This window comes from Hymenobacter metallicola, assembly GCF_004745645.1.
GTDB lineage: Bacteria > Bacteroidota > Bacteroidia > Cytophagales > Hymenobacteraceae > Hymenobacter > Hymenobacter metallicola.
The window spans coordinates 1,501,831-1,525,160 of record NZ_SRMB01000001.1; the positions used below are offsets into that span (position 1 = coordinate 1,501,831).

At 58.3% G+C, this 23,330-nt stretch carries 24 protein-coding genes; 12 read left to right on the forward strand and 12 right to left on the reverse strand.

Annotated elements, in window-relative coordinates:
• Positions 1-51: 51 nt before the first annotated feature.
• The 4 genes from gldF to E5K02_RS06395 form a co-directional block, all read right to left on the reverse strand.
• Positions 52-777, reverse strand: a complete 726-nt coding sequence (gene gldF / locus E5K02_RS06380; RefSeq protein WP_135393174.1) for a gliding motility-associated ABC transporter permease subunit GldF — start codon at positions 775-777, stop codon at positions 52-54.
• A gap of 13 nt (positions 778-790) precedes the next feature.
• Entirely contained in the window at positions 791-1,099 is a 309-nt protein-coding gene (locus E5K02_RS06385) for a hypothetical protein (protein ID WP_135393176.1), read from the reverse strand.
• 6 nt (positions 1,100-1,105) lie between these two features.
• Complete coding sequence (gene gldA / locus E5K02_RS06390; RefSeq protein ID WP_135393178.1) at positions 1,106-2,014, reverse strand: gliding motility-associated ABC transporter ATP-binding subunit GldA; 909 nt, start codon at positions 2,012-2,014, stop codon at positions 1,106-1,108.
• 165 nt (positions 2,015-2,179) lie between these two features.
• Entirely contained in the window at positions 2,180-2,875 is a 696-nt protein-coding gene (locus E5K02_RS06395; RefSeq protein ID WP_135393180.1) for an SDR family oxidoreductase, read from the reverse strand.
• Positions 2,876-2,884: 9 nt separating this feature from the next.
• Between E5K02_RS06395 and E5K02_RS06400 the strand changes: the two genes are divergently transcribed.
• Entirely contained in the window at positions 2,885-3,667 is a 783-nt protein-coding gene (locus E5K02_RS06400) for a head GIN domain-containing protein (RefSeq protein ID WP_135393182.1), read from the forward strand.
• Positions 3,668-3,676: 9 nt separating this feature from the next.
• Positions 3,677-4,129 (forward strand): hypothetical protein, encoded by a 453-nt coding sequence (locus E5K02_RS06405; RefSeq protein WP_135393184.1) that lies wholly within the window; start codon positions 3,677-3,679, stop codon positions 4,127-4,129.
• Here E5K02_RS06405 and E5K02_RS06410 read toward each other — a convergent pair.
• A complete protein-coding gene (locus E5K02_RS06410; RefSeq protein ID WP_135393186.1) occupies positions 4,124-4,837 on the reverse strand; it encodes an SDR family oxidoreductase in 714 nt (237 codons plus the stop codon). The genes E5K02_RS06405 and E5K02_RS06410 overlap by 6 nt on opposite strands.
• A gap of 116 nt (positions 4,838-4,953) precedes the next feature.
• Here E5K02_RS06410 and E5K02_RS06415 point away from each other — a divergent pair, with 116 nt between their 5' ends.
• Positions 4,954-5,685 carry an MlaE family ABC transporter permease gene (locus E5K02_RS06415; protein ID WP_135393188.1) on the forward strand — a complete coding sequence of 244 codons (732 nt, stop codon included), beginning with the start codon at positions 4,954-4,956 and terminating at the stop codon, positions 5,683-5,685.
• A 118-nt stretch (positions 5,686-5,803) separates the two neighbouring features.
• A complete protein-coding gene (locus tag E5K02_RS06420) occupies positions 5,804-6,613 on the forward strand; it encodes an ABC transporter ATP-binding protein (protein ID WP_135393190.1) in 810 nt (269 codons plus the stop codon).
• A gap of 72 nt (positions 6,614-6,685) precedes the next feature.
• Here E5K02_RS06420 and E5K02_RS06425 read toward each other — a convergent pair whose 3' ends face one another.
• The 4 genes from E5K02_RS06425 to E5K02_RS06440 form a co-directional block, all read right to left on the reverse strand.
• Complete coding sequence (locus tag E5K02_RS06425) at positions 6,686-7,237, reverse strand: YfiT family bacillithiol transferase (protein WP_135393192.1); 552 nt, start codon at positions 7,235-7,237, stop codon at positions 6,686-6,688.
• Positions 7,238-7,849: 612 nt separating this feature from the next.
• Positions 7,850-8,470 (reverse strand): bifunctional nuclease family protein, encoded by a 621-nt coding sequence (locus E5K02_RS06430; RefSeq protein WP_135393194.1) that lies wholly within the window; start codon positions 8,468-8,470, stop codon positions 7,850-7,852.
• A gap of 99 nt (positions 8,471-8,569) precedes the next feature.
• Positions 8,570-9,547 carry an electron transfer flavoprotein subunit alpha/FixB family protein gene (locus E5K02_RS06435; RefSeq protein ID WP_135393196.1) on the reverse strand — a complete coding sequence of 326 codons (978 nt, stop codon included), beginning with the start codon at positions 9,545-9,547 and terminating at the stop codon, positions 8,570-8,572.
• 106 nt (positions 9,548-9,653) lie between these two features.
• Complete coding sequence (locus E5K02_RS06440; RefSeq protein WP_135393198.1) at positions 9,654-10,394, reverse strand: electron transfer flavoprotein subunit beta/FixA family protein; 741 nt, start codon at positions 10,392-10,394, stop codon at positions 9,654-9,656.
• A gap of 78 nt (positions 10,395-10,472) precedes the next feature.
• On the opposite strand from E5K02_RS06440, the gene E5K02_RS06445 reads away from it, so the two are divergent.
• The 3 genes from E5K02_RS06445 (at position 10,473) to E5K02_RS06455 (ending at position 12,380) form a co-directional block, all read left to right on the forward strand.
• Positions 10,473-10,811: a tetratricopeptide repeat protein gene (locus E5K02_RS06445; RefSeq protein WP_135393200.1), complete on the forward strand. Its 339-nt coding sequence runs from the start codon at positions 10,473-10,475 to the stop codon at positions 10,809-10,811.
• A gap of 277 nt (positions 10,812-11,088) precedes the next feature.
• A complete protein-coding gene (locus E5K02_RS06450; RefSeq protein WP_135393202.1) occupies positions 11,089-11,931 on the forward strand; it encodes a transporter in 843 nt (280 codons plus the stop codon).
• A gap of 119 nt (positions 11,932-12,050) precedes the next feature.
• Positions 12,051-12,380, forward strand: coding sequence for a hypothetical protein (locus E5K02_RS06455; protein WP_135393204.1), 330 nt, complete (start codon positions 12,051-12,053; stop codon positions 12,378-12,380).
• A 201-nt stretch (positions 12,381-12,581) separates the two neighbouring features.
• Here the strand turns inward: E5K02_RS06455 and E5K02_RS06460 are convergent, their stop codons facing one another.
• Positions 12,582-13,103: a hypothetical protein gene (locus E5K02_RS06460; protein ID WP_167856306.1), complete on the reverse strand. Its 522-nt coding sequence runs from the start codon at positions 13,101-13,103 to the stop codon at positions 12,582-12,584.
• Positions 13,104-13,437: 334 nt separating this feature from the next.
• On the reverse strand, positions 13,438-14,784 hold the full coding sequence (locus tag E5K02_RS06465) for a M20/M25/M40 family metallo-hydrolase (RefSeq protein ID WP_135393208.1): 1,347 nt from the start codon (positions 14,782-14,784) through the stop codon (positions 13,438-13,440).
• Between the two features lie 106 nt (positions 14,785-14,890).
• Between E5K02_RS06465 and E5K02_RS06470 the strand changes: the two genes are divergently transcribed.
• The gene (locus tag E5K02_RS06470; RefSeq protein WP_135393210.1) at positions 14,891-15,367 is read left to right on the forward strand and encodes an META domain-containing protein; all 477 of its coding nucleotides are present in this window, start codon (positions 14,891-14,893) and stop codon (positions 15,365-15,367) included.
• A 78-nt stretch (positions 15,368-15,445) separates the two neighbouring features.
• Here E5K02_RS06470 and E5K02_RS06475 read toward each other — a convergent pair whose 3' ends face one another.
• Positions 15,446-18,895 carry a pyruvate carboxylase gene (locus E5K02_RS06475; protein WP_135393212.1) on the reverse strand — a complete coding sequence of 1,150 codons (3,450 nt, stop codon included), beginning with the start codon at positions 18,893-18,895 and terminating at the stop codon, positions 15,446-15,448.
• A 211-nt stretch (positions 18,896-19,106) separates the two neighbouring features.
• On the opposite strand from E5K02_RS06475, the gene E5K02_RS06480 reads away from it, so the two are divergent.
• The 4 genes from E5K02_RS06480 (at position 19,107) to E5K02_RS06495 (ending at position 23,295) form a co-directional block, all read left to right on the forward strand.
• Positions 19,107-19,823, forward strand: coding sequence for an SDR family NAD(P)-dependent oxidoreductase (locus E5K02_RS06480; RefSeq protein WP_135393214.1), 717 nt, complete (start codon positions 19,107-19,109; stop codon positions 19,821-19,823).
• Positions 19,824-19,912: 89 nt separating this feature from the next.
• Positions 19,913-21,232 (forward strand): cryptochrome/photolyase family protein, encoded by a 1,320-nt coding sequence (locus E5K02_RS06485; RefSeq protein WP_135393216.1) that lies wholly within the window; start codon positions 19,913-19,915, stop codon positions 21,230-21,232.
• Positions 21,233-21,301: 69 nt separating this feature from the next.
• The gene (locus tag E5K02_RS06490; protein ID WP_135393218.1) at positions 21,302-21,934 is read left to right on the forward strand and encodes a TetR/AcrR family transcriptional regulator; all 633 of its coding nucleotides are present in this window, start codon (positions 21,302-21,304) and stop codon (positions 21,932-21,934) included.
• Positions 21,934-23,295 (forward strand): ABC1 kinase family protein, encoded by a 1,362-nt coding sequence (locus E5K02_RS06495; protein WP_240737172.1) that lies wholly within the window; start codon positions 21,934-21,936, stop codon positions 23,293-23,295. The genes E5K02_RS06490 and E5K02_RS06495 overlap by 1 nt, the downstream gene beginning before the upstream one ends.
• The last annotated feature ends 35 nt before the right edge of the window (positions 23,296-23,330 follow it).

The following is a 23,330-nucleotide window of genomic DNA, read 5'->3' on the forward strand; positions in this document are numbered from 1 at the left end:
CCTTCGGGCACCCCTCCTTGAAAATAAGGAGGGGAACTAGTTTGTAGTTGGTTACCAGTTGCGGCTTTGCAGCACCAGGCGGGTGGCGACGAGCAGGCCGGCAATCAGGCTGAGGAAGTAGGTCAGGTCGCGGGAGTCGATGAGGCCCTTGCTGATGTCGCGGTAGTGGGCGGCAATGCCGAGCTGGCTGATGTAGTAGGCCGGGGCCCCGTCGAAGACCGAGGCCAGGGAGTCGAAGCCGGAGTACACCAGAAAGCAGCCTACCACGGCCACCAGGAAGGCAATGATTTGGTCCCGGGTAATGGCCGAGGCAAAAATGCCGATGGCCGCAAACACCGCCGCCAGCAAGGCCAGCCCGATATACGAGCCCACCGTAGCGGCCGAGTCGATGTTGCCTGCGGGGTTGCCGAGCTGGTACACCGAGTAGTAGTAGAGCAGCGTAGGCACCAGCGCCAGCAAGGCCAGCAGCAGGCAGGCCAGGTACTTCCCCCCTATTATCTGCCCGTCGGTGAGCGGGCGGGTGAGCAGCAGCTCAATAGTGCCGGCCTTTTTCTCCTCGGCGAAGGTGCGCATGGTAATGGCCGGAATCAGAAACAGGAAAATCCAGGGGGCCATGTTGAAGAGCGTCTGCAGGTCGGCGTAGCCGTAGTCCAGCACCGAGCTGTCGGGAAACACCCACACGAACAGGCCGGTAGCCACCAGAAACACCCCGATTACCACGTAGGCCACCGGGGAGTTCAGGAAGGCATTGAATTCTTTGCGAAGGATGGCTAGCATTCTACTTTACAAGTCAAAAGCGAGGATTAAATATTTTTTGTCCCTTTAAGGGAGCCAACTCTTCAATTTTGAAGGGCGATTTGCTACTTACCAAGTTTGAAAGCGTTTCGAAATCAGCAGCCTCCACTATTTCTTCTGAGTCAGAATCATAGTCGAGTGGTTTAGACTCAATGAAACTATCAGTATAGAGTTTATATATTCCTTGCCATTTCTGAACACCGACTGACCACCAAACAATGTTGCCATTCTCTTTAACAGGTGCAGATTTACCGATCTGTTTACCAGCTTCCAGCCAAGTTTCGACCCTGGTCAAACTGTCCATATAAGGTCACTTGGTCAACGACTGAAACACCTGCTCCAAGGACTGTTCTTCCTGGCGCAGGCCGAGCAGTATCCAATCCTGCTGGGCAGCCAAGCGGGAAATAGCCCCGCGCATATCGGCGCCACCGGCGGCCCGGATCCGGTAACGGTTGCCCGCCTCAGCATCCACGCCCAGAATGCCGGGCAACGCCCGCAGCGGGGCCACGTCGATGGGCTGCTCGAACTCGGCGCGGATGATGGTTTCGCCAGCGGCCTTGGCGCCCAGGTCCGCTACGGGTGAGTCGGCCACGAGCTGCCCGCGGTTGATGATGACCACGCGGCTGCACAGGGCCGTGACTTCGGGCAGGATGTGGGTGCTGAAAATAACGGTCTTGTCCTGGCCCAGTTCCCGGATCAGGGTGCGGATTTCGCCAATCTGGTTGGGGTCGAGGCCGGTTGTGGGCTCGTCGAGGATCAGTACGCCGGGGTCGTGAATCAGGGCCTGGGCTAGACCCACGCGCTGCCGGTAGCCTTTCGACAAGGCCCCGATGAGCTTGTTCTGCTCCCGGCCCAGGCCCACGCGGTCTACCATCTGCTGCACCCGGGTGCGGCGCGGCTGCCCCTTGAGCCCGTGCACCGAGCCGATGAATTCGAGGTACTCGTGCACGTACATGTCCAGGTAGAGCGGGTTGTGCTCGGGCAAATAGCCCACCCGGCGGCGCACTTCCAGGGCGTCGGTCTGCACGTCGTAGCCTTCCAGCTTCACCGTGCCCTGGCTGGGCGGCAAGTAGCCCGTGGCAATCTTCATCGTGGTGGACTTGCCCGCCCCGTTGGGCCCCAAAAAGCCCAGGATTTCGCCCTTGCCCACGGAAAAGGAAATAGCATTCACCGCGGCCTGGGTCCCGAAGATTTTGCTGAGCTGTTGTACTTCAACCATAGAATAAGCGTGTCATTGCGAGCAACGCGAAGCAATCCGTCCTCTGAAATGTGCTCAGCCTTCCACCTTGACAAGCTTTAACGGGTGAAGCTTTGTGGGTAAAGGCCGGGTCGTACTGCGCAGAGGACGGATTGCTTCGTCGTGCCTCCTCGCAATGACAAGTGTTTATTTTTTCGGCTGCAAGGGCCGCATTTCAATGTCCACGAGGTGGAAGTTGAAGGGCGTTTCCAGAGCGTAGATGATGGTGTCGGCAATATCCTGGGGCTGCATCATCGAGGCGTTGGCCTCGGTGCCGGGAATGTCGTCGAAGAAGTTGGTCTGCGTCGAGCCGGGGTAAAAACACGTGACCTTGATACCATCGTTCCGCACCTCCTTATATAACGACTGCGAGAAGCCCCGCACGGCAAACTTGGTAGCGCAGTAGCCCGCCATTTTCTCAATGCCCGTAGTGCCGGCAATAGAGGAAATATTGATGATGTGGCCCAGCTGCTGCTGTTTCATCTGGGGCAGCACGGCCTTGGTGCAGTGAAACAGGCCGTGCACGTTGGTGTCGAACATCAGCTTCCAGTCGTCCGTCGAAAACCCGTCGACTTCGCCCGCTATGCCCAGGCCGGCATTGTTGACCAGCACGTGGATTTCTTCTCCCAGCTCCCGCCGGGTATTCACGTAGGCTTCCTGCACGGCCACTTCGTCGCGCACGTCGCACTCGAAAAATTGGAACCGCTCGTGCTGTAAGCCTTCGGGCGCGCTGCGGCCCCAACCAGCTACCAAGGCGCCTTTGGCCAGCAAGGCCTCGGCCGTAGCCCGGCCTATTCCTTTGCTGACGCCCGTCAGAATAGCTATCTTGCCTGTCAGGTCCATAGAGTAAAGATGTTTCGAACTGCCATTTGGCCGCAAGTTAAGCGCACCTCGCGGGTTTTTCGTGTTGGGGTCATACTAGCCGCTACCGCTACCCTGTTTGCCGGCTGCGGCGATGGGCACGAGTTGGACTGCCTGAAAAGCACCGGCAAGGTGGTAACCGAGCGGCGCGCCCTCGCGGAATTTCAGGTAATAATGGCCTACGATAACGTAGACGTAACGTTGGTGCAAGATGCGGAAACCTACGCCGAAGTGCGGGCGGGGAAGAATCTGCAGGAAGATATTGAGCTGACCGTAGAAAACGGCGCTCTGATTATTCATAACACCAGCCGCTGCAACTGGGTGCGCACCTACGATACGCCCCGGGAAGTAACCCTGCACCTGCCCCGCCTGCAAGACCTGTTTTTGCGCGGCCAGGGCAATATCCGCACGGCCCGCACCTTCCGCGCCGACCGGTTTTTCTGTCACCTCGTGGGTGCCGGCAATATGGACCTCGACATCATCAGCCCCTACGTGAACCTGGACATGTACGAAATCGGTGACATCCACCTGCGCGGGCAGGTCGACGAATTCACGATGCTGGTGGGCGGCAGCGGCAGCCTCTACGCCAGCGGCCTGCAAGCGAAGGTCTGCAATTTCAAATTCAACCACGACAGCAACGGCAATGCGTACGTGCGGGCCGGTGAGTTTCTGGGCGGCACCAACGCGGGCACCGGCACGCTTTTTTACCAAGGCAACCCGCCCCGAACCGACCTAAAAGTTAGCGGTAAGGGCAAAATCGTACAGCAACCGTAGTTTCTACCGATGGATGAGTTCAGGTCGCCGGCCGTACTGGCCGCGCAGTTCGTCCCCCTGGTGCTGCTGGCCGTGGTGGTCTGGTACGGTACGCTGCGGCGGCACCTGGGCTTCTTTGCGCTGGTCCTGGCAGCAGTGGCCGGGTTAGTGCTGGGTCTGCTGTTCAAAATCATGCATTGGGCAGGCACCTCGGCCGTACTAATCGGCAGCAGCGCGGTACTGGTAGCCGGCTATGCTAGTTGGTTTGCGCGCAAACCCGCTAAAATCCGCCTCGATGGTATCAAGCTGGCCTTTATCATTTGCCTCTCTGCCTGGGGCATTGCGCAAGGACTATACGCCCGCCCGGCCCTGCCCTGGATCAGCAGTGCCCTGACCGTAACCTTCTGGGCGCTGCTACTCGACTTTGGCTACGTCACGTTTATTCGCCGCCGGGAAAATGTGCAAACGCCGCCCGAGCTATAAATCACCCAGCTGCGGGCGAATCAAGAGCTCTTCAATCACAGCCTGGGGCGAGAGAGAATAGGCGCCGAACACGGCCTCCGCCACATCTTCGGCCCGAATAAACCGCTCGGCGGGCAAATCAACGCCCTCCCAGCTGGCCGTCAGCGTGGCCCCGGGTAGAATAGCCGTTACGCGCAGGTTGTGTTCCTTCAGCTCCTCGCGCAGGCCTTTGGTCAGGCCCAGCAGGGCAAACTTAGCAATGCTGTAGGAGCCTCCGTTGGGGTAGGCCATGATGCTGGCCGTAGAGCACATGTTGAAAATATGGCCCTGGCGGCGCGCTATCATCCCCGGCAGCAGGGCCCGGGTCACGTCGTAGGCGCTGTAGAGGTTCACGTCTATCATCTGGCGCAGCTGGGAGCCGTCGGCCGGTTCATCCTGCAGACGGCCCGGAATAAAGGCCCCCGTATTATTGACCAGCACCTCGATGGCCACGCCCAGGCCCAGCACAAATTCGGTGAAGCGCCGGGTCTGCTCGGCCTGGCTCAGGTCGGCGGCAACGGTGTGGAGCACGGCGCCGGGAACATCCTGCTGCACAGCGGTTGTAAGAGCTGTCAGGTCCTGAACGGAACGGGCGCAGGTGATGACGCCAAAGCCGGCCCGGACGAAGCGCAGCACGATGGCCCGGCCAATTCCTTTCGTACCACCCGTGACAACGATATATTTTTGCATTCCTTTGATTAGCGTTTCGGTTTTTACGTATGGGAGGCAGGCCCCGAGCTGAGCTATTAGCCCCTTCTCCTGCCCTCCGCAAGTTTGAGCTTTTCTTCCTTCCCTCCTCTTTTTTTATGGTCAAAACCTTCGGTGAATTTCTAATCTTCATGCAAAGCATGCTGGTTCGGAAGGAGCGTTTGGCGGTGCTCTGGCAGCGCACCCTCGACGAAGCCATCCTCATCGGCATCGACTCGGTCTTTATCGTTTCCATCGTCAGTGCCTTTATCGGGGCCGTTACCTGCGTCCAGATTGCCTATAACCTGGTCAACCCGCTCATTCCCAAGTCAACCATCGGCTTTATGGTGCGCGAAATGACCATTCTGGAACTGGCCCCTACCATTACCAGCATCGTGCTGGCCGGCAAAGTCGGTTCCAGCATTGCCGGCGGCCTGGGCACCATGCGCATCACCGAACAGGTTGATGCCTTGGAAGTAATGGGAATTAACTCGGCTTCTTACCTGGTACTGCCCAAGATTGTGGCGGCCATGCTCATGTTTCCGCTGCTGGTTATTTTGGCCATGGTCCTCTCGATTACGGGCGGCTACCTGGCCGGTACCTTATCGGGCGCTATGTCGGCTCAGGAGTACGTAGAGGGTATCCGCAGCGACTTTGTGCCTTACAATATTTTGTTTGCCCTGATTAAATCAGTGGTTTTTGCCTTTCTGGTATCGGCAATTTCCTCGTACAAGGGCTATTACACCCGGGGCGGGGCCCTCGAAGTGGGAGCCGCCAGTACGGGAGCTGTTACCAACTCCATTATTGCCATCCTGCTAGCCGACTACGTGCTGGCAGCTGTTCTTTTATAATGTGCGGCCCATTACTGTGCTAATGTGCTGAAGATAACGCCTTCGGACGGCAAACTACTGCGTTGGCCTCTTAGCGTATTTCCACGCCAGCACATTACTAATTAGCTTGTTACCCTCCATGATAGAAGTTCACAACGTTCAAAAGTCTTTCAACGGCAACCCCGTGCTGAAAGGCATTACCTGCACCTTCGAAACGGGCAAGTGCAACCTGTTGCTCGGCGGCTCGGGCACGGGCAAAAGCGTGCTGCTGCAGTGCATCGTGGGCTTGATGAAGCCCGACTTGGGGAGCATTACCTTCGACGGGCTGGTATTCACCAATAACAAAGTGGACATCAAGCAGGAAATCCGCCGCAAAATCGGAATGCTGTTCCAAGGCTCGGCGTTGTTCGACTCCATGACGGTGTTCGAAAACACGGAGTTTCCGCTCAAGATGCTCACCCCAGAAATGAGCAAGGAAGAGCGGCGCGACCGGGTCGAGTTCTGCCTCAAGCGCGTGGGACTGGAAAATGCGGGCACCAAAATGCCCTCCGAAATATCGGGCGGCATGAAAAAACGCGTGGGTATTGCCCGCGCCATTGCCCCCAACTGCACCTACCTGTTCTGCGACGAACCCAACTCCGGCCTCGACCCGGCTACCAGCATCAAGATCGACGAGCTGATCTACGAAATCACCCACGAGTATAAAATCACCACCGTGGTTATCACCCACGACATGAACTCCGTGGTTGAAATCGGGGACCACATCATCTACCTGCACAAAGGCCAGAAGCTCTGGGACGGCAACAAAGACGAGATTCTGAATACAACCGTGCCGGAGCTTAAAGAGTTTATCTTCAGCAGCAGCTTAGTGCGCGCCGCCAAGAAAGTAGACGAGGAAACCGAAGGGGGCCTGGCAGCTGCCACCTCCGACGAGGCTATCAACATCTAGCCAACGCTTCTAAATGCGCAAAGGCCGGCTCACTTCCGTGAGCCGGCCTTTTTTACGCCCCGATTGCAAGAATTAAAAGCCTTCCCGACGGCGCAACTCCGTGATGTGGGTCAAATGGTGCTGGCCGTGCCAGGCGTACATGGCCAAGGCCTGATCCAGGGTGAAGCTGCGCTTCGACCCGGGATGGTAGAACGTGCGCTGCCATTGGGCATCCGTAAGCTGGCGTAGCAGAATTGTCCAGCGGATGTGCAAAGCCTCCAGCAGGGCCAGCGACACCGCAACGGGGGTGGCTTTCACGTCGGGCAGCTCAGCCCAGGCTTCTTCGTCGTAGGGGCTGATGGTGGGGTTTTCATCAGTCAGCGCCAGCCGCATTCGCGAGTAAGAATTCAAATGCGAATCGGGTAAGTGGTGAATTACCTGGCGCACGGTCCATCCTCCGGGGCGGTAGGGCGTGTCCAACTGCGCAGGGATCAGCCCCGTTACAGCTGCCCGCAACTGGTCGGGTAGTACCGCAATGTTGGCTATCAGCCCCAACCGCTTGCCCGAGTTCAGTGGTTGCTCCGGCAGCACGGCGGGGCCAATGGGGTAGCGGAGGTCGGGGGCAGATGTAGCTTGAGCTTGCATAGAGGAATGATTGGTTGAGGCCGGCAAGGTACTAAAAGCCGGGGCTCAACCACCATCCTTACACCCTGTTCTCAACCCTACCTCACCCCCTTAATCTATCGAAAGGCAGCGGCCGCTGAGGTCCTGGTCCGTGCGGGCGTACGGGCAAATAGTCCTGATTTTGCTCGCCAGGCAGCGGGTTATTTTCAATCGAGAAGTTATTATACTTCGTCCGTTCCCCAGCGTTGGCATCCAGGTGGGACCCGGTCGGCCGGGCAGTGTTTTGGGCTTTCATAAGACAGTTCAATTAAGGTGGAAAGGAATAAGGCCCGATCAGCTTGGGTGGAAGATCTGGTAGAATATTCAAACGCATCCGCCTCAACCTCGGACAAAAAAACCGTCTCTGAATAGCTAAAATGCGTATTTACTGGAATGGTTCTGCTACAATTACGCAACCGTCGCGGTGAAAACGGATGTGAGCAGGCCGTTCATAAACGGCTCGGCAAAAAACACGGACTAGGATCAGGTAGCTTGTCTTGGGCTCTTTCCGCCAAGCAGCTTGTCTGGACATCTTACACAACAAAAACGGCTTCCCTTACGCAGAGAAGCCGTTTGTTAGGGCAGTAAGCCGCTTTATCCGTTGCGCTTATTCAACTCGTCCCGGATTTTGGCTGCTTTCTCGTAGTCTTCATTCAGCAGGGCTTGGCTCAGCATCTTGCCCAGCTCCTCCAACGAAACCTGTCCGCTGGGGTCGCGGGGGGTAGGCTCAGGCTTCGTTCCGCCGGTATCATCATCCTCGTCCTCGTCATCCTCGTCGGCGTCATCATCGGCGTTTTCATCCAAATCACTGAGGATGATACCGGCCTCGCTCAGCACGCTTTCTACGGTGAAAATTGGAACGCCAAAGCGCAGACCAATGGCAATGGCGTCGCTGGGGCGGGCATCCAGTTCAAACGTCGTGGCCCCGTCGGTACACACGATTTTGGAGTAGAACACGCCTTCCTTCAGATCGGAAATCAATACTTCCAGTACGGCCACGTGCACATGTTCGGCAAACGACTTGAATAAGTCGTGGGTGAGCGGCCGGTTCGGATTGATTTTCTCAATCTGAATGGCAATGCTCTGGGCTTCAAACATGCCGATGATAATGGGCAAACGACGATTACCAGTCTTTTCGCCCAGAATCAGAGCAAAAGAGCCGGACTGTGACTGGCTGGACGAGAGGCCCAGAATTTCGAGCTGTATTTTTTTCAAGGTATTTAGGAGCTTAGGGTCTTGGGAGCTTGGGGTCTTGGACGCATCAGGGCGGCAAAGCTAGGCTTTCCCGTTTCTGAAACCCAAGACCCCAAGACCCTAATTCAATTCCTTAACGGCCTGGGTGAGCTTGGGCAGAATTTCGAACACGTCGCCTACGATGCCATAATCAGCAGCCTTGAAGAACGGCGCTTCCGGATCTTTGTTGATTACGACAATAACTTTCGACGAGTTCACCCCCGCCAAGTGCTGAATAGCGCCCGAAATACCGCAGGCAATATACAGGTTTGGCGATACGGTGATGCCGGTTTGCCCCACGTGTTCGTGGTGCGGGCGCCAGTCGACGTCCGACACGGGCTTGGAGCAGGCCGTAGCCGCACCCAGCGCCTTGGCCAAGTCCTCAATTAGGTGCCAGTTCTCCGGGCCTTTCATGCCGCGGCCACCCGATACGACGCGGTCGGCTTCGGGCAGCAGTACGCCGCCAGCCTGATCCTGCATCACCACCTGCTTGGGCGCATCAGCAAAGTCAGCATCCGAGAGGCTGGCCGAGAACGACTCTACCGTAGCGGTTTTGCCAGCCTCGTGCAGGGCTTCAATCGAGTTTTTCTTGACGGCCAGAATCTTCCGGTCGCCGGTCAGCACCACGTCGGCAAAGGCTTTGCCCGAGAAGGCGCCGCGCTTCACCGTGAAGCTGCCACCTTCATTCTTGGGCAGCTCCACCACGTTGGTCGCCAGGCTGGCCTTGAGGCGCACCGACAGGCGCGAGCCCACGGCGGCGCCGATGTTGGAGTTAGCCAGCACGATTACCTGAGCACCTTCCTTCTCGGCGGCGGCGGCAATCAGCTTGGTATACGCGCCGTTGACGAAGTCCTTCAGGCGGGGCTCGGCGTCGTAGAGCACCTTGCTGATACCCTGCTCGCCGAGCTGGGCCAAGTTGGCTTCGGTAGCCTCACCTACGGCTACGGCTGTGGCCGTGGTGCCGAGCATCTGGGCTACCTGGCTCCCGTAGGAAGCCACTTCCAACGACGATTTTTTCACCTCGCCGCCATCACATTCAACTACTACTAGAACGGACATTTCTTTGGTTTTTTGAGTTTGGTTTTTGGTTTTTTGGTGTTCAACGAGCTGGTTTCTTGCTAATTCGGCTTAAGCCAAAAACAAAAAACCAACAACCAAAAACCAATTAAATCACCTTGGCTTCGTTGCGGAGCAGCTTGATCAATTCACCGGCCGACTCGGCAGGAATTAGCTTCACGCCCTGCTTCTTGGGGGGCAGTGCGTACTCGGCTACCGAAGTGCGGGCCCCTTCGCCAGTGGGTTCTACCACTTTCAGCGGCTTGGTACGGGCCGTCATAATGCCGCGCATGTTCGGGATGCGGGGCTCGCACATGGGCTGCTGGCAGGAAGCCACGAAAGGCGTATTCACCTCCACGATTTCCTTGCCGCCTTCGATTTCGCGCTCCAGCGTAGCGGTATTACCGCTCATATCCAGCTTCATAGCCGGGGCTACGGTCGGGATGCCGAGCAGTTCGCCCACCATGCCATGCACCTGGAAGCCGTTGTAGTCAATGCTTTCCTTGCCCATCAGAATCACGTCGTAGGCGCCTTCCTTGGCAATAGCGGCAATTTGCTCGGCCACGAAGTAGGCATCCTTGGGCGCGGCGTTGACGCGGATAGCGTCATCGGCGCCGATGGCCAGGGCTTTACGAATGTTGGGCTCGGTGTCGGCTTCGCCAACGTTGAGGACGGTTACGGTACCGCTGCCCTGGGCTTCTTTGAGCTCAATGGCGCGGGTCAGGGCATATTCGTCCCAGGGATTAATCACGAACTGCACCCCGGCCTTGTTGAACTCCTTGTTATCGGGCGTGAAGGTGATTTTGGTGGTCGTGTCGGGAACGTTGCTGATGCAAACGAGAAACTTCATCTACGGCTGCTTGTGGATGGGAGATAAACTACGGGAAAGCCCCTAATTTCGGGCGAAGATACAGAAAACTCCCTCCCGATGGATACCACGCCGACCCGCCTGCAGCAGCTGCTGACCTTTTACAACGAAGACCCGAACGACCCGTTCATCATCTACGCCCTAGCCACTGAATATCGGACGACGGAGCCCCAACGGGCAATGGAGTACTATCAAAAGCTCTTGGATGAACACCCTGATTACGTGGGTACGTATTACCACGCGGGCAAGATGCTGGAGCACTTACAAAATCCGGAAGAAGCGGAAAAAGTTTACCGCCGCGGGCTGCAGGTAAGCCGCCGGGCCGGGCAGATGCACGCGGCCAGCGAAATCCAGCAGGCCCTGAATCAACTGCTGGGCCTCGACTACGAAGACGAGTAAGCCCAGCACGGCCGGACACCGGAAAAAAACTCTCAGGGAACGGTGTTGGACATTGAAGGCGGAGTAAGCGAAGCTGGTGGGAAACAAAAGAAGCCGCTCGGCCACGGTCAGCTTTTGCAAGGCTGACCGCCACCAAACGTCTTGCAAAATACGCTGCATGCCGAGTATTTTTCAAGCGAAATGTAAAATAAATTGCAACCTGTAAAGAGAAATTGCGTTTAAACTAGGCTTTTGCACTTCTGGCCGAACTATAAGTTGTAGGCTCGTGTCAGAAGGCATGCGTAAGACCACTCTGCTGACTACCGCCGGGCTACTGCTCGTCGGCTCCGCCCGCACCCTGGCCCAGACCACTGACCCAAACCTCGGGAACGAAAACACGCCTTTTGTGCGCAATATTCGCCCCGACCGGCCCGGGCAGACCATCACCACCAACATGCTCAACCCCGGCCAGTTTCAGCTAGAAGCTGGCCTGAGTCAGCCCGACCCGTTTACCCCGGGTAGTACAGCCAACCGGCGCCTGACTACTGGTTTACTTCGGGTAGGCTTTTTCAACAATATAGAGCTGCGTGTTTCGCAGGGCTACCTTTCTCCCCTACCCACCAGCACCGCCGCGGCTGAGCCCGGCAGTGGAGTGGCCGTGCCTTTTGGGCGTACGCCGATGACGGTTGGCGCCAAGTTTCTGGCTTCCACTACTCCCAACGCTCGTTCTCAGGTAGTGGTGCTGGCCGAAATGACGCTGCGCAATGGCGACAAATCGTTTCAAAATCAGGTATACGAACCGGCGGCCCGCTTGCTGATTTCTCAGCAGCTTGGGGAGCGGTTTGGGTTGGAAGCCAACCTGGGTTTCCGCCAGCGCGGCTTTAAGGCGGCCGACACGAAGCTAGGCACCTACCTGGGCACGCTGGCTTTGAACGGTCCCTTAGGCAATTCTTTCGGCTTTTTCGCCGAAACCTACGCTACCTGGCAGCAGCAAGCGAAGCTGGCCCCGGGGCTTACTTCGGGCCTGTACTGGCGGCCCTGGTCCGGGCTACGGCTTGACGTAACCGCGGGGCGAACCTTTTCGGGGGTCACCAGTGGTTCTACTGTGGGTGCTGGCCTGAGCCTACGGTTGCCTCGCTAACTACCTTCTGAACCAAATAAAAAACCAGGTGCTCAGTGAATGAGCACCTAGTTTTTTATTTGGTACTTATGCAAGAATTATTTATACTTGTTCTATAAAAAAACTTTAGTATCTGGATCATGAAAAACTACTATACGCTCTTTTTTGCCTTTGCCGCAGTTGCTGCCAGCGGCACTGAAGCGCTGGCCCAGTCGGCAGTGACGGTGCAGTACCGGCCGGTACAGGGCCTGAGTGACCCGGAACTGCCTGATCCCCGCTACGCTGGGGCTGTAGAGGTCGGGGAGCTAAAAGAACAGGTGCAGGCCCTGACTGAAGCCTACAGCCGGCTAGTTGAGCAGCATAACCTGCAAACTGACCGCTTGCAGACACTAGAACGCTTAGTGCGCTCAGTTGGGCCCCCACCCGCTCGCCCGCTGCCCAATTCTACCTTATCGATTCGCAAGCTTTAGGCTGAATATCACTGGTTGCATCCCTGCTTTCTGCGGGGCCTGCTCCCACCAATGAACCTGCTCCGCACCCTGTCGCAAGTCCTTAATATCCTGTAATACAATTACTTGATTTCTATTTTAAGTACTTTACTACCCTGTTTCAAACCAAGAAGGAGGTACCTATATCAGGTACCTCCTTCTTGGTTTGAAACAGGCATTCATCTACTTCTTATCTATTGTGGCCCATAGCTTCACCCAATCGGCTTCCGTCTTGGCTTTCTCAGCGTCCGGAGTACTTTTTAGCGTAGCGGCCAGAGCTGGAGCAGCTGTCTGCATAGCTTTGGCCACCAATTTAACCGGAGTCAGGGAGCCATCAGGCCGTCGCAGGTAGTAGGTCAGTTTATCCTCTATCTCGTCGTAGCGTTGCCCGCTGCTATAAGCTCCCTGGAAATTAGCCTTACGTAACGTCTTATCATAATGCTTTAGCAGCACATAATTCCCCTCGTGCAACACCTCTACGTAATCAGCGCGTTGAGCGGGTGTAGCCGCCTCGCTGAACCGCCGGAACAGCCGGCGCCGGGCGGGAGACAGACCATCCGCAGGCTCTTCAATCTCAAAACCGGCAACCAGTTTATCATCCAGTTGCAGGGAGTCATTCGGCCGGCTTACGGGCCGCATCAGCAACCGGCGATTTAGTACATCATACTTCAACGGCACTGCTGCTAAAGGCACTTTGTTAGTCATTTGCAGCTTGGCTGGAAGCCACCGAGGATCGGCATAGAGAGAGCCTTTGGTCGTCTCAGCCGATCCTCGGGGCACTACCGTAGCCGCGCCGTTAACCAGGGCATTGAGGTTGGCCCGAGCTGCCGCCCCGTTTTGCTCCAGTGGCGCCTGCTGCGCGAGAGCCATAAAACTAGCCGTTGAAAAGAAAAGCAGGGCGCTGATGCGGGTTAGCATATGACAGATGAGAAAGTTTTGTGTTGATCAGGAGGTTTTTGGAAGGTAGCCCAACGCAACGTCAGCGCCAAATTATCAGCAGATATGCCGGCCACGGAACGGCTGGTGATTTAGCCGAGGTTTAGGGCCGCTGACCAACCGCTTCGGGATTGATTCGTGTGGGGGTCTGCTGGCCCGACACGATGCCAGCCGAACTGCGGGCTATAGCATTGATAACGGCCGTCATATTGGCCAGGTCCAGGCTTTCAATTTCGTCATCGACGCTGTGGTAGCGCTTGTCAGTAGGAATCTGGTCGGTGCTGATGGTGTGAGCGGGCACCCCCAAGCGCGCCAGAGTGGCGTTGTCGGAACGGTAGAACAGATTTTGTTCAGGATACGGGTCGGGCTCGAAGCGGAAGGACGAGCCCGTGAGGTTGCGTTGTAACAGCTTACCGAAGTCCGATTTATCGAAGCCCGTGATAAAGGCCGTGTTTGGCCCAAACTTAGCCTGCTTGCCGATCATCTCGATATTGAACATGGCCATGATCTGCTTGGCATCGAGCTGACGCGAAAAGTGCTGAGAGCCGAAGCCCCCTATTTCCTCGGCGGTGAAGGCGGCAAATACTAGGGTCCGGGCGTTGTCATTCTTCTGCTTGAAATACTCGGCCAGGGCTACCACGGCCGTAGTTCCACTGGCATCGTCGTCGGCACCGTTGGCAATGTTGTCGCCAGCCACAGGCTCAATTTGCCCCAGATGGTCGTAATGCGCCGAAAAGACCACCATTTCGGCAGCTTTGGCGTTATCTTGCCCGGGTAATACGCCCACTACGTTCCGAATATCAATGGGCCGCACGGTAGTATTAGCGGCTACCTGATACTTAATGGCGCCGTTGGGAGTGGGAGTAAGCACCACGACGCAGGAAAAGGGGCCGGGCTTTTCGACCTGAATTTTCCCTTTTTTGGTACGGTTAGCCAGCCGCTGAAACGCCTCGGCATGCGCCGGATCCAGGATAACGATTAGGTTCTCGGTTGGCTCCAGAATCTGGCGGTAGATTTGGTTGGGCAGCGTCTGAGGGCCAATAACCATCACGCGCGCCGCCGGCTCGTCCGTATCAGTCCAGTTTAAATGGGACTGGCCCGATACCAGCAACGATTTGTCTTGGGGAACGGTAGTACCGTTGATGGTGACGTACAAGGCCGCCGTTTTGGTTTCGTAAACCGGAAAAACCTGCTCGTAGCTGGTTAGCCCAGGCAAGGGCTGCAGGCCGATGCGCTGAAACTCGGCGGCCAGAAACTGGGCTGCCTTGAGGCCACCCGGCTGGGTGGAAGCCCGGCCCTGCATATCATCCGAAGCCAGCGCCCGGGCCACCCGCTCTACCGTAGCGGCCGAAACGGCTGGCGTGGTAGTTGTTGGGGCCGCTTTTTTCTGGGCAAACAACCCGGAAGAAACCAGAATGAAAAATAAGACGATGGGAGGGAATTTTTGCATAACGCAAATTAAGCCTTTTGGGCAGTCTTGAGTAAGCTTTTGTTAGTGTTCAGGTAATTTTTCCACCGATCTGGCAGCTTTCCTTCCAGTTCAATTTCTTTCTTTTATGATTCGCGCCTTTTTGGTGACTTTAGGCACTGCCCTACTGCTCGCGTCTTGTCGGGCAACTCCGCAGCAGGCCGGTCATGGCCCAGCGCCTGAGAGCCATCCTGCGGTTTCCGATGCCAGCCTACGCAACACGCGCTGGGTGGTGCGCTCCTTACACAATCGTGCCATATCGACGCCGGCCGGTGGGGAAATCTACCTCCTGCTGCGACAGGAGGATTTCCGGGCGGAAGGCTACGCCGGCTGCAACCGGTTTCGCGGCACTTTTTCGCAACCCGCCGCCAACGGGCTGCAGTTTGGCCCCTTGCTTACGACGCGCATGGCTTGCCCGGATTCGGCCGGAACGAACACCGAAACAACGTTTCTAGCGGCCCTGGCCGCTACCCGCACCTACCGGGTTCAGGGTGATACGCTCCGGCTGTATGCCGACCAGGCCGCTCAGCCCCTTGCTCTATTGCACGCCGTGTATCTGCGTTGATTCATCATTGGTAAACTTTATAAAGCACAAAGGCCCGAATGCTGCTCATTCGGGCCTTTGTGCTTTGTTGCGTGGGCTTTACCCCAACGTCAGTACCAAGTCGTCGGCGTTGACCAGGGTGCCTTCCGGGAGCTGCACGCCCTGCACCGTGGTATCCTCGGGGGCGGTGATGGTAGTTTCCATCTTCATGGCCTCGATGATGAACAATGGGGTGTTGCGCTTGACCTGCTGTCCGCTTTCAACCAGCACTTTGGAGAGCATGCCTTGCAGCGGGGCGCCCACTTGCCGGGGGTTGCCCTTGTCGATTTTCTGATTGCGCACCGTTTTGACCTCCACCGACTTGTCGCGCACTTCCAGGTTGCGGGTCTGGCCGTTGAAGGAGAAGAACACCGTGCGGCATCCCTCGTCGTTGACCTCCCCGACCGAGCGAAGCTTGACAATGACCGACTTGCCGCGGGCAATGTCGATGATGGTTTCCTCGCCGGGCTTGAGGCCGTAGAAAAACACCCGCGTGGGCACCAGCGACACGTCGCCGTACTGCTGGTAGTGGGCCCAGTACTGCTCGAACACCTTGGGGTAGAGCAGGTAGCTGAGCAGGTCGGTGAACTTGCCGCCTTCCCCGAACTTCTCCTCAAACTTCTTCCACTCCTTTTTGAAGTCGATGGGCTTGAGGTGCTCGTTGGGCCGGTCGGTGAAGGGCTTTTCGTCCTTGAGAATCACCTTTTGCAGCTCCTGGGGCCAGCCACCCTCGGGTTGCCCGATGTCACCGCGGAACAAGCTCTGCACCGACTCGGGGAAGCTCAATGAGTGACCTTTTTCGAGCACATCGTTAGTAGTCAGGTTGTTCGACACCAGGAACAGGGCCATGTCGCCGACCACCTTCGAGGAGGGCGTCACCTTCACGATGTCGCCGAACAGCTCGTTGACCTCGGCGAAGGTCTTTTTCACCTGCTCGAACTTGTCGCCCAAACCCAGGGCCGCGGCCTGGGGGCGCAGGTTGGAATACTGCCCGCCGGGAATTTCGTGCTGGAACACTTCCGAAGTACCAGCCTTGAGGCCCGACTCGAACGGATAATAGTATTCGCGCACGGTTTCCCAGTAGTTGGAGAAGTCGTTGAGGCTGTCCTGGTCGAATTCGCGGTGGCGCGGCGTGCCGCGGAACATTTCCACCACCGAGTTGAAGTTGGGCTGGGACGTGAGGCCCGACAAGGAGCCCATGGCCACGTCGATAACGTCGACGCCGGCTTCGACGGCCTTGAGGTAGGTGGCGGGCTGCAACGACGAGGTGTCGTGGGTGTGGAGGTGAATCGGAATCTGGACCGTGTCGCGCAGGGCCGTAATGAGCTCGGTGGCCGCGTAGGGCTTGAGCAGGCCGGCCATGTCCTTGATGCAGAGGATGTGAGCCCCGGCGTCCTCAATCTGCTTGGCCAGGCGCAGGTAGTAATCCAGGGAGTATTTCTGGTTGCGCTTGGGGTCCAGAATGTCGCCGGTGTAGCAGATAGCGGCTTCGGCCAGGCCCTTGGTTTTCTTGCGCACAAAGTTGATGCAGGACTCCATGCCCGGCATCCAGTTGAGCGAGTCGAAGATGCGGAACACGTCGACGCCGGTTTCCCAGGCCTGCTGTACAAACCGCTCGGTCAGGTTATCCGGATAGGCCTTGTAACCTACACCGTTGGCCCCGCGGATCAGCATCTGGAGCAGGATGTTGGGCACGGCCTCCCGGATTTTAGCCAGCCGTTCCCAGGGGTCTTCGTGCAGAAAGCGTAGGGCCACGTCGAACGTCGCCCCGCCCCAGACTTCCATCGAAAACGTCTGGGGGTGCAGTTTGGCGTAGCGCTCAGCCACCTTGAGCATGTCGAAGGTGCGCATGCGGGTGGCCAGCAGGCTCTGGTGGGCGTCGCGGAAGGTGGTGTCGGTGTAGTGCACCAGCGGGTCTTCGCGCAGCCATTTAGCAAAGCCTTCGGGGCCCAGCTCGGTGAGCTTGTCTTTGGTGCCGGGCTGGTAGGCCGCGTCGGGCTCGACCTTGGGTAGCAGGGGCTTGCGCAGCTCCTTCTTGGGGTCAATCAGCCCTTTCACGTCGGGGTTGCCGTTGACGATAATGTCGCCGACGAAGCCTAGAATCTTGGTGCCGCGGTCCTGCCGGGGCTTGAACTTGAAAAGCTCCTGGTGGTCTTTGATGAAGTCTACATTGGCCTGCCCGCTGACGAAGGTCGGGTTGGCAATGATGTTTTGCAGGAACTGGATGTTGGTGCGCACCCCGCGGATGCGGAACTCGTCCAGGGTGCGGGCCATCTTGGAGGCGGCCCCTTCCAGCGTGGGCGCGTGGGCCGATACTTTCACCAGCAGCGAGTCGAAGAAGGGCGAAATCTTGGCCCCTTGGTACACCGAACCCTGGTCCAGACGAATGCCGAAGCCGCCGGCCGAGCGGTAGGCCACGATGGTGCCGTAGTCGGGCTTGAAGTCGTTTTCGGGGTCTTCGGTGGTGATGCGGCACTGAATGGCGTAGCCGTTTTTCATGGGCTTGCCACCCACTTCCAGCCCAATTTCGGGGTCGGAGAGCTTGGCGCCGTCGGCAATGTAGATCTGGGTTTTAATCAGGTCGATGCCGGTTATCATTTCCGTGACGGTGTGCTCGACCTGGATGCGGGGGTTGACCTCGATAAAGTAAATCCGGTCCATTTCCGGGTTGACCAGAAATTCGACGGTGCCCACGTTGTTGTAGTTCACGGCCCGGCCCAGGCGCAGCGCGTACTCATATAATAAGTGGCGCATGTGGTCGGGCAAATTGAGCGAGGGCGCTACTTCTACCACTTTCTGGTAGCGGCGCTGCACCGAGCAGTCCCGCTCGTAGAGGTGCACGATGTTGCCGTGGGTGTCGGCCACGAGCTGCACCTCGATGTGCTTGGGGTTCTCGACGAACTTTTCCAGAAATACGGTGTCGTCGCCGAAAGCTTTCAGGGCCTCGTTGCGGGCCTCGAAAAAGCCGCGCTCCAATTGCTCGTCGTCGCGGATGACGCGCATGCCCCGGCCGCCACCGCCGCTGGCCGCTTTCAGCATCACCGGGTAGCCGATGCGGCCCGCCTCGCGCTGAGCGGTTTCGAAGTCGTTGAGGTCCTCCTGGCTGCTTTCGATAATGGGCACCTGGCACTGCACGGCCACGCGCTTGGCCGCTACCTTGTCGCCGAGGGCTTCCATGACTTCCGGGCGGGGGCCGACGAAGATGATGCCTTCCTCCCCGCAGCGCCGGGCCAGGGTGGCATTTTCCGACAGGAAGCCGTAGCCAGGGTGAATGGCGTCGACACCGTTGGCTTTGGCGATGCGCAAAATGCCTTCGATGTCCAGATACGGCTTCAATGGGTCGTCGTCGCGGCCAATCTGGTAGGCTTCATCGGCTTTGTAGCGGTGCAGGGAGTAGCGGTCCTCGTAGGTGTAGATGGCCACGGTGGGAATGCCCAGCTCGGTGGCGGCCCGTAACACACGAATGGCAATTTCGCCCCGGTTGGCGACCAGCAGTTTGCGGATGTTCATAGACTACGGTAGACGTATTTGGCAGTGGAAAGAGCGTTGAGGTCGGAAAGCTAGGAAAAAGGCAGACGAAACCCAGAATTTTGCAGCGAATTTTTGCTAAATGCAATAATTCGCAAACAAACATTCGTTATTTTCTGCACTAAGGTTACAAGATATAAACCTTGGGCAGCCGGCTCAGTTGTCAAACCACAACCTCGACACTGCTCCACCCATGAACTTCTCCGAAAAGAATATCCTGCTCGTCGGTGCCTCTTCTGGCATTGGCTTAGCTACCGCTCAACTTCTGCACACGCTTGAAGCTAAGCTCTTTACTATTTCCCGCCACCTTTCGCCCGAGCTGGCCGAGCTGGGCACGACTCACCTGGAGGCCGATGCCACTTTGCCGCTTGCAGCCGAGCTGCTGGCCCAGCTACCGGAAACCCTGCACGGCGTCCTGTATTGCCCCGGCAGCATTAAGCTCCGGCCCTTCGAGCGAATTCCGCTGGACGACTTCCGCTCCGACTTCGAGCTCAATGTGCTGGGCGCGGTGCAAGTGCTGCAGGCCACGATGAAGAAGCTAAAAAAGGCCGAAGGCGCGTCGGTGGTGCTCTTTAGCACGGTGGCAGCCACCACCGGCATGAGCTTCCACACCAGCATTGCCACGGCCAAAGCCGCCGTGGAAGGCCTGACCCGGGCCCTGGCCGCCGAGTATGCCGGCAGCAACATCCGCGTCAACGCCATTGCCCCGTCCCTGACCAACACGCCCCTGGCCGCCCCGCTGCTGAACACGCCCGAAAAAGCCGAAGCCGGAGCCAAGCGCCACCCCTTGCAGCGCGTTGGGGAGCCCGAGGATTTGGCCTACATGGCCTCCTTCCTGCTCTCCGACCACAGCAGTTTCATCACCGGGCAGGTCATGCCCGTAGATGGCGGCCTGGGCCGGCTCAAGTAATCTTTAGTTGTTAGTTGGTCGTTGTCCGTTGCTAGCAGCAGCCGGCAGCAGAACGAACTAACAACGGACAACGACCAACTAACAACTAGATGAAAATTGTTCTGTTCTGGCACCGGCGCGACTTGCGGCAGCACGATAATGCGGGCTTGGCGGCAGCCCTGCAAAGCGGCTATCCGGTGGTGCCGCTCTTTATCTACGACCGGGAAATCCTGGATTTGCTGCCCAGCCGCCGCGACGCCCGCGTGACCTTTATTTACGACGAGGTGGAGCGCCTGGCTCGGCAGACCGAGCAAGCCGGCGGCACGTTTCTGGCATTTTACGGCAAGCCGCTGGAGGTTTTTGCTCAACTCGTGCAGCAATATGAAGTAGCGGCCGTCTACACCAACGAGGACTACGAGCCCTATGCCACGGTGCGCGACGCGGCCGTAGCGGGGCTCCTGCACCAGGCCGGGGCAGAGTTGCGAGCCTATAAGGACCAGGTCATCTTTGCCAAAAACGAAATCCTGAGCAAGTCCGGGACGCCGCCCAAGGTGTTTGGGGCCTACAGCAAAGCCTGGTTGGCGGCCTTGCGCGACGAACACCTGGCCCCCTACCCTTCCCGGGAGCTGTTTACCGCGGCCAATCTAACCCAGCTGCCCAAGGCCGCACCGCGCCCGACGCTGGAACAGATGAACTTCGAGCGGCTGGAGCAAGAGGTGCCCGCCGCCGAATTGCCGGCCGAGGAGCTGGTGCGCAACTACCACAACACCCGCGACAAACCCGGCCTGGTGAACAGCAGCACCCGCCGCTCGGTGCATCTGCGCTTCGGGACGCTGAGCGTGCGGGAGCTGATGCGGCAGGCCCGGGCCCTGAATCCCAAGCTGCTGAATGAACTGATCTGGCGGGACTTTTTCATGATGCTGCTCTGGCACTTCCCCTACACGGCCACCGAGAGCTACGACCCACGCCTGCGCCAGGTGCCCTACCGCAACAATGAAGACGAATTTAAGGCCTGGTGCGAGGGCCGCACCGGCTACCCGCTCGTGGACGCCGGTATGCGGGAGCTGAACCAGACGGGTTATATGCCCAACCGCGCCCGAATTGCGGCGGCGGGCTTTCTGGTCAAGCACCTGCTCATCGACTGGCGCTGGGGCGACCGGTACTTTGCCGACAAGCTGCTCGACTACGACATGGCCCAGAACGTGGGCAACTGGCAGTGGATGGCCGGCACCGGGGCCGTGGCCGCCCCTTGGTTCAGGGTCTACAGCCCCCAGAGTCAGCAGGAGCAGTACGACCCCACGTTTGCGTACGTCTGGCAGTGGGTTCCCGAGTTCGGCACCTGCGAGTATCCCAAGCCAATGGTCGAGCATAAGTTTGCCCGGGAGCGGGCTATTGCCACGTTTCGGGCGGCGTATCAGGCCAAGGAGTAGCGGCACCTGAAACCGGGCAATTAATCCTCGACAAAAGCAACTTACCGGCTTGGAACCGGTTATAAGAACATGGATAAGGACCGCATCAAACAGGCTTACCTCGACTATGTGCTCCGCAAGGGCACGCCGCCCGCATCGGTGTACAAGCTCACCAGCAAGCTGGGCATTCCAGAGGCCGACTTCTACCGTTACTACGCCAATTTCGACGCCATTGACCGGGAAATCTGGGCCGACTTTGCCCGCCAGGCCCGGCAGCGCGCGGCCACTGAGCCGGTGTGGGAGCAGTACGGAGCCCGCGAAAAGCTGCTGGGGTTTTATTACACTCTGCTGGAAATTCTGAAGCAGAACCGTAGCTACGCCCTGAATTCGCTGCACCGCTCCTTGCACCGCATGCCCGGCCTGACGCCACGGGTGCTCGACGACTTCCGCCAGGATTTCGAGCAATTCGTGCAGGACCTGCTGCAGGAAGGCAAGCGCACCGAGGAAGTAGCCGTGCGGCCCTTGGTGCAGGATCAGTACCCGCGCCTGTTCTGGCAGCAGGCCCTGTTCGTGCTGGGCTTCTTCGCCAAAGATGACTCCCTGAACTTTGAGCGCACCGACGCGGCCATCGAAAAAGCCGTGACCCTGAGCTTCGACTTGGTAGGCCGCAACACCCTGGACTCGGCCCTGGATCTGGCCCGTTTTCTGGTAACCCGCCGCTGATGAGTGACGACACTGTGATGCCCGAATCGGGTACACCCGACGCGCCCGATGCCCGGCAGCTGGCCTCCCTTCCCACCACGAAAGTGGCCCGGGCTGCCCGCTTTGCTAAAACCGGCCTGAAAGTGGGAGCCAATTATGTTAAACACTACGCCAAGCGGGCAGCGGGCGTCACGAGTGAAACCGAGGACCTGCACGCGGCCAACGCGGCTGAGCTCTACGGGGCATTGAGCGAGATGAAAGGCTCGGTGCTGAAGGTGGCTCAGATGCTGGCCATGGAGAAAAACATGCTCCCCACGGCCTATTCCGACCTGTTTGCCCAAGCCCAGTACCAGAGCCCACCCTTATCGGGGCCGCTGGTAACCAAGGTGCTGCGCGACGCTTTCGGCCGCTCACCCTTTGAGGTATTCGACGAGTTTGACATCAATGCCCGGCAGGCGGCTAGCATCGGGCAGGTGCACCGGGCCCGCAAGGATGGCCTCACGCTGGCCGTAAAGGTGCAATACCCGGGCGTGGCCGACAGCATCCGCTCGGATATCCGGCTGGTGAAGCCCATTGCCCTGCGGGTGTTGGGCCTCGACGAAGCCCAGGTGCGGCCTTATCTGGAAGAGGTGGAAACCCGGCTGCTGGAGGAAACCAACTACGCGCTGGAGTTGCAGCGTGGCACCGAAATAGCCGCCGAGTGTGCCCATGTGCCGCACCTGGAGTTTCCGCGCTATTATCCCGCGCTGTCGACTAACCGGGTGCTGACCATGGACTGGCTGGCCGGTGAGCACCTTAAGGAATTTTTGGCGACGAACCCCAGCCAAGAGGTGCGCAACCAGCTCGGCCAGGCCCTGTGGGACTTCTACGCCTTCCAACTCCATACCCTGCACCGCGTCCACGCCGACCCCCACCCCGGCAACTTCCTGCTGCGGGCCGACCACGGCGGCATGGTGGGCGTACTGGACTTTGGCTGCGTCAAGGAAATTCCGGCCGATGTGTATGCCTTGTTTACGGCCCTGCTCACACCCGAAACGCTGGCCGACGAAGCCCGCTTGGCCGATTTGCTAACCCAGGCCGGCGTGTTGCGCCCCGAAGATGCGCCGTCTCGGCGGACGTTTTACCTGCAAACCATGCAGGCTTCTTTGGAACTGGTAGGCCGCCCCTTCCGCCAACCGACTTTCGACTTCGGCGACCCGCAGTACATGGCCGCGTTATACCAACTCGGCGACGAGCTGATGCAGCAGCCTGAGCTGCGCCAGCAGCGGGAGCCCCGGGGCTCAGCGCATTTTATCTACCTGAACCGTACTTACGTGGGTCTCTATGCTTTGCTTACCGAACTGCGGGCCTCCGTACGCACCGCCTCGGGCTCTTTTGGGTAGACCCAAACCATTCGCCGACTCCGTAGTTCTTAGCT

Excerpts from the sequence above, each read along its gene's own strand:
- gldF (WP_135393174.1), bottom strand. The coding sequence starts at position 777 with ATGCTAGCCATCCTTCGCAAAGAATTCAATGCCTTCCTGAACTCCCCG.
- E5K02_RS06385 (WP_135393176.1), bottom strand. The coding sequence starts at position 1,099 with ATGGACAGTTTGACCAGGGTCGAAACTTGGCTGGAAGCTGGTAAACAG.
- gldA (WP_135393178.1), bottom strand. The coding sequence starts at position 2,014 with ATGGTTGAAGTACAACAGCTCAGCAAAATCTTCGGGACCCAGGCCGCG.
- E5K02_RS06395 (WP_135393180.1), bottom strand. The coding sequence starts at position 2,875 with ATGGACCTGACAGGCAAGATAGCTATTCTGACGGGCGTCAGCAAAGGA.
- E5K02_RS06400 (WP_135393182.1), top strand. The coding sequence starts at position 2,885 with ATGTTTCGAACTGCCATTTGGCCGCAAGTTAAGCGCACCTCGCGGGTT.
- E5K02_RS06405 (WP_135393184.1), top strand. The coding sequence starts at position 3,677 with ATGGATGAGTTCAGGTCGCCGGCCGTACTGGCCGCGCAGTTCGTCCCC.
- E5K02_RS06410 (WP_135393186.1), bottom strand. The coding sequence starts at position 4,837 with ATGCAAAAATATATCGTTGTCACGGGTGGTACGAAAGGAATTGGCCGG.
- E5K02_RS06415 (WP_135393188.1), top strand. The coding sequence starts at position 4,954 with ATGGTCAAAACCTTCGGTGAATTTCTAATCTTCATGCAAAGCATGCTG.
- E5K02_RS06420 (WP_135393190.1), top strand. The coding sequence starts at position 5,804 with ATGATAGAAGTTCACAACGTTCAAAAGTCTTTCAACGGCAACCCCGTG.
- E5K02_RS06425 (WP_135393192.1), bottom strand. The coding sequence starts at position 7,237 with ATGCAAGCTCAAGCTACATCTGCCCCCGACCTCCGCTACCCCATTGGC.
- E5K02_RS06435 (WP_135393196.1), bottom strand. The coding sequence starts at position 9,547 with ATGTCCGTTCTAGTAGTAGTTGAATGTGATGGCGGCGAGGTGAAAAAA.
- E5K02_RS06440 (WP_135393198.1), bottom strand. The coding sequence starts at position 10,394 with ATGAAGTTTCTCGTTTGCATCAGCAACGTTCCCGACACGACCACCAAA.
- E5K02_RS06445 (WP_135393200.1), top strand. The coding sequence starts at position 10,473 with ATGGATACCACGCCGACCCGCCTGCAGCAGCTGCTGACCTTTTACAAC.
- E5K02_RS06450 (WP_135393202.1), top strand. The coding sequence starts at position 11,089 with ATGCGTAAGACCACTCTGCTGACTACCGCCGGGCTACTGCTCGTCGGC.
- E5K02_RS06455 (WP_135393204.1), top strand. The coding sequence starts at position 12,051 with ATGAAAAACTACTATACGCTCTTTTTTGCCTTTGCCGCAGTTGCTGCC.
- E5K02_RS06460 (WP_167856306.1), bottom strand. The coding sequence starts at position 13,103 with ATGACTAACAAAGTGCCTTTAGCAGCAGTGCCGTTGAAGTATGATGTA.
- E5K02_RS06465 (WP_135393208.1), bottom strand. The coding sequence starts at position 14,784 with ATGCAAAAATTCCCTCCCATCGTCTTATTTTTCATTCTGGTTTCTTCC.
- E5K02_RS06470 (WP_135393210.1), top strand. The coding sequence starts at position 14,891 with ATGATTCGCGCCTTTTTGGTGACTTTAGGCACTGCCCTACTGCTCGCG.
- E5K02_RS06475 (WP_135393212.1), bottom strand. The coding sequence starts at position 18,895 with ATGAACATCCGCAAACTGCTGGTCGCCAACCGGGGCGAAATTGCCATT.
- E5K02_RS06480 (WP_135393214.1), top strand. The coding sequence starts at position 19,107 with ATGAACTTCTCCGAAAAGAATATCCTGCTCGTCGGTGCCTCTTCTGGC.
- E5K02_RS06485 (WP_135393216.1), top strand. The coding sequence starts at position 19,913 with ATGAAAATTGTTCTGTTCTGGCACCGGCGCGACTTGCGGCAGCACGAT.
- E5K02_RS06490 (WP_135393218.1), top strand. The coding sequence starts at position 21,302 with ATGGATAAGGACCGCATCAAACAGGCTTACCTCGACTATGTGCTCCGC.
- E5K02_RS06495 (WP_240737172.1), top strand. The coding sequence starts at position 21,934 with ATGAGTGACGACACTGTGATGCCCGAATCGGGTACACCCGACGCGCCC.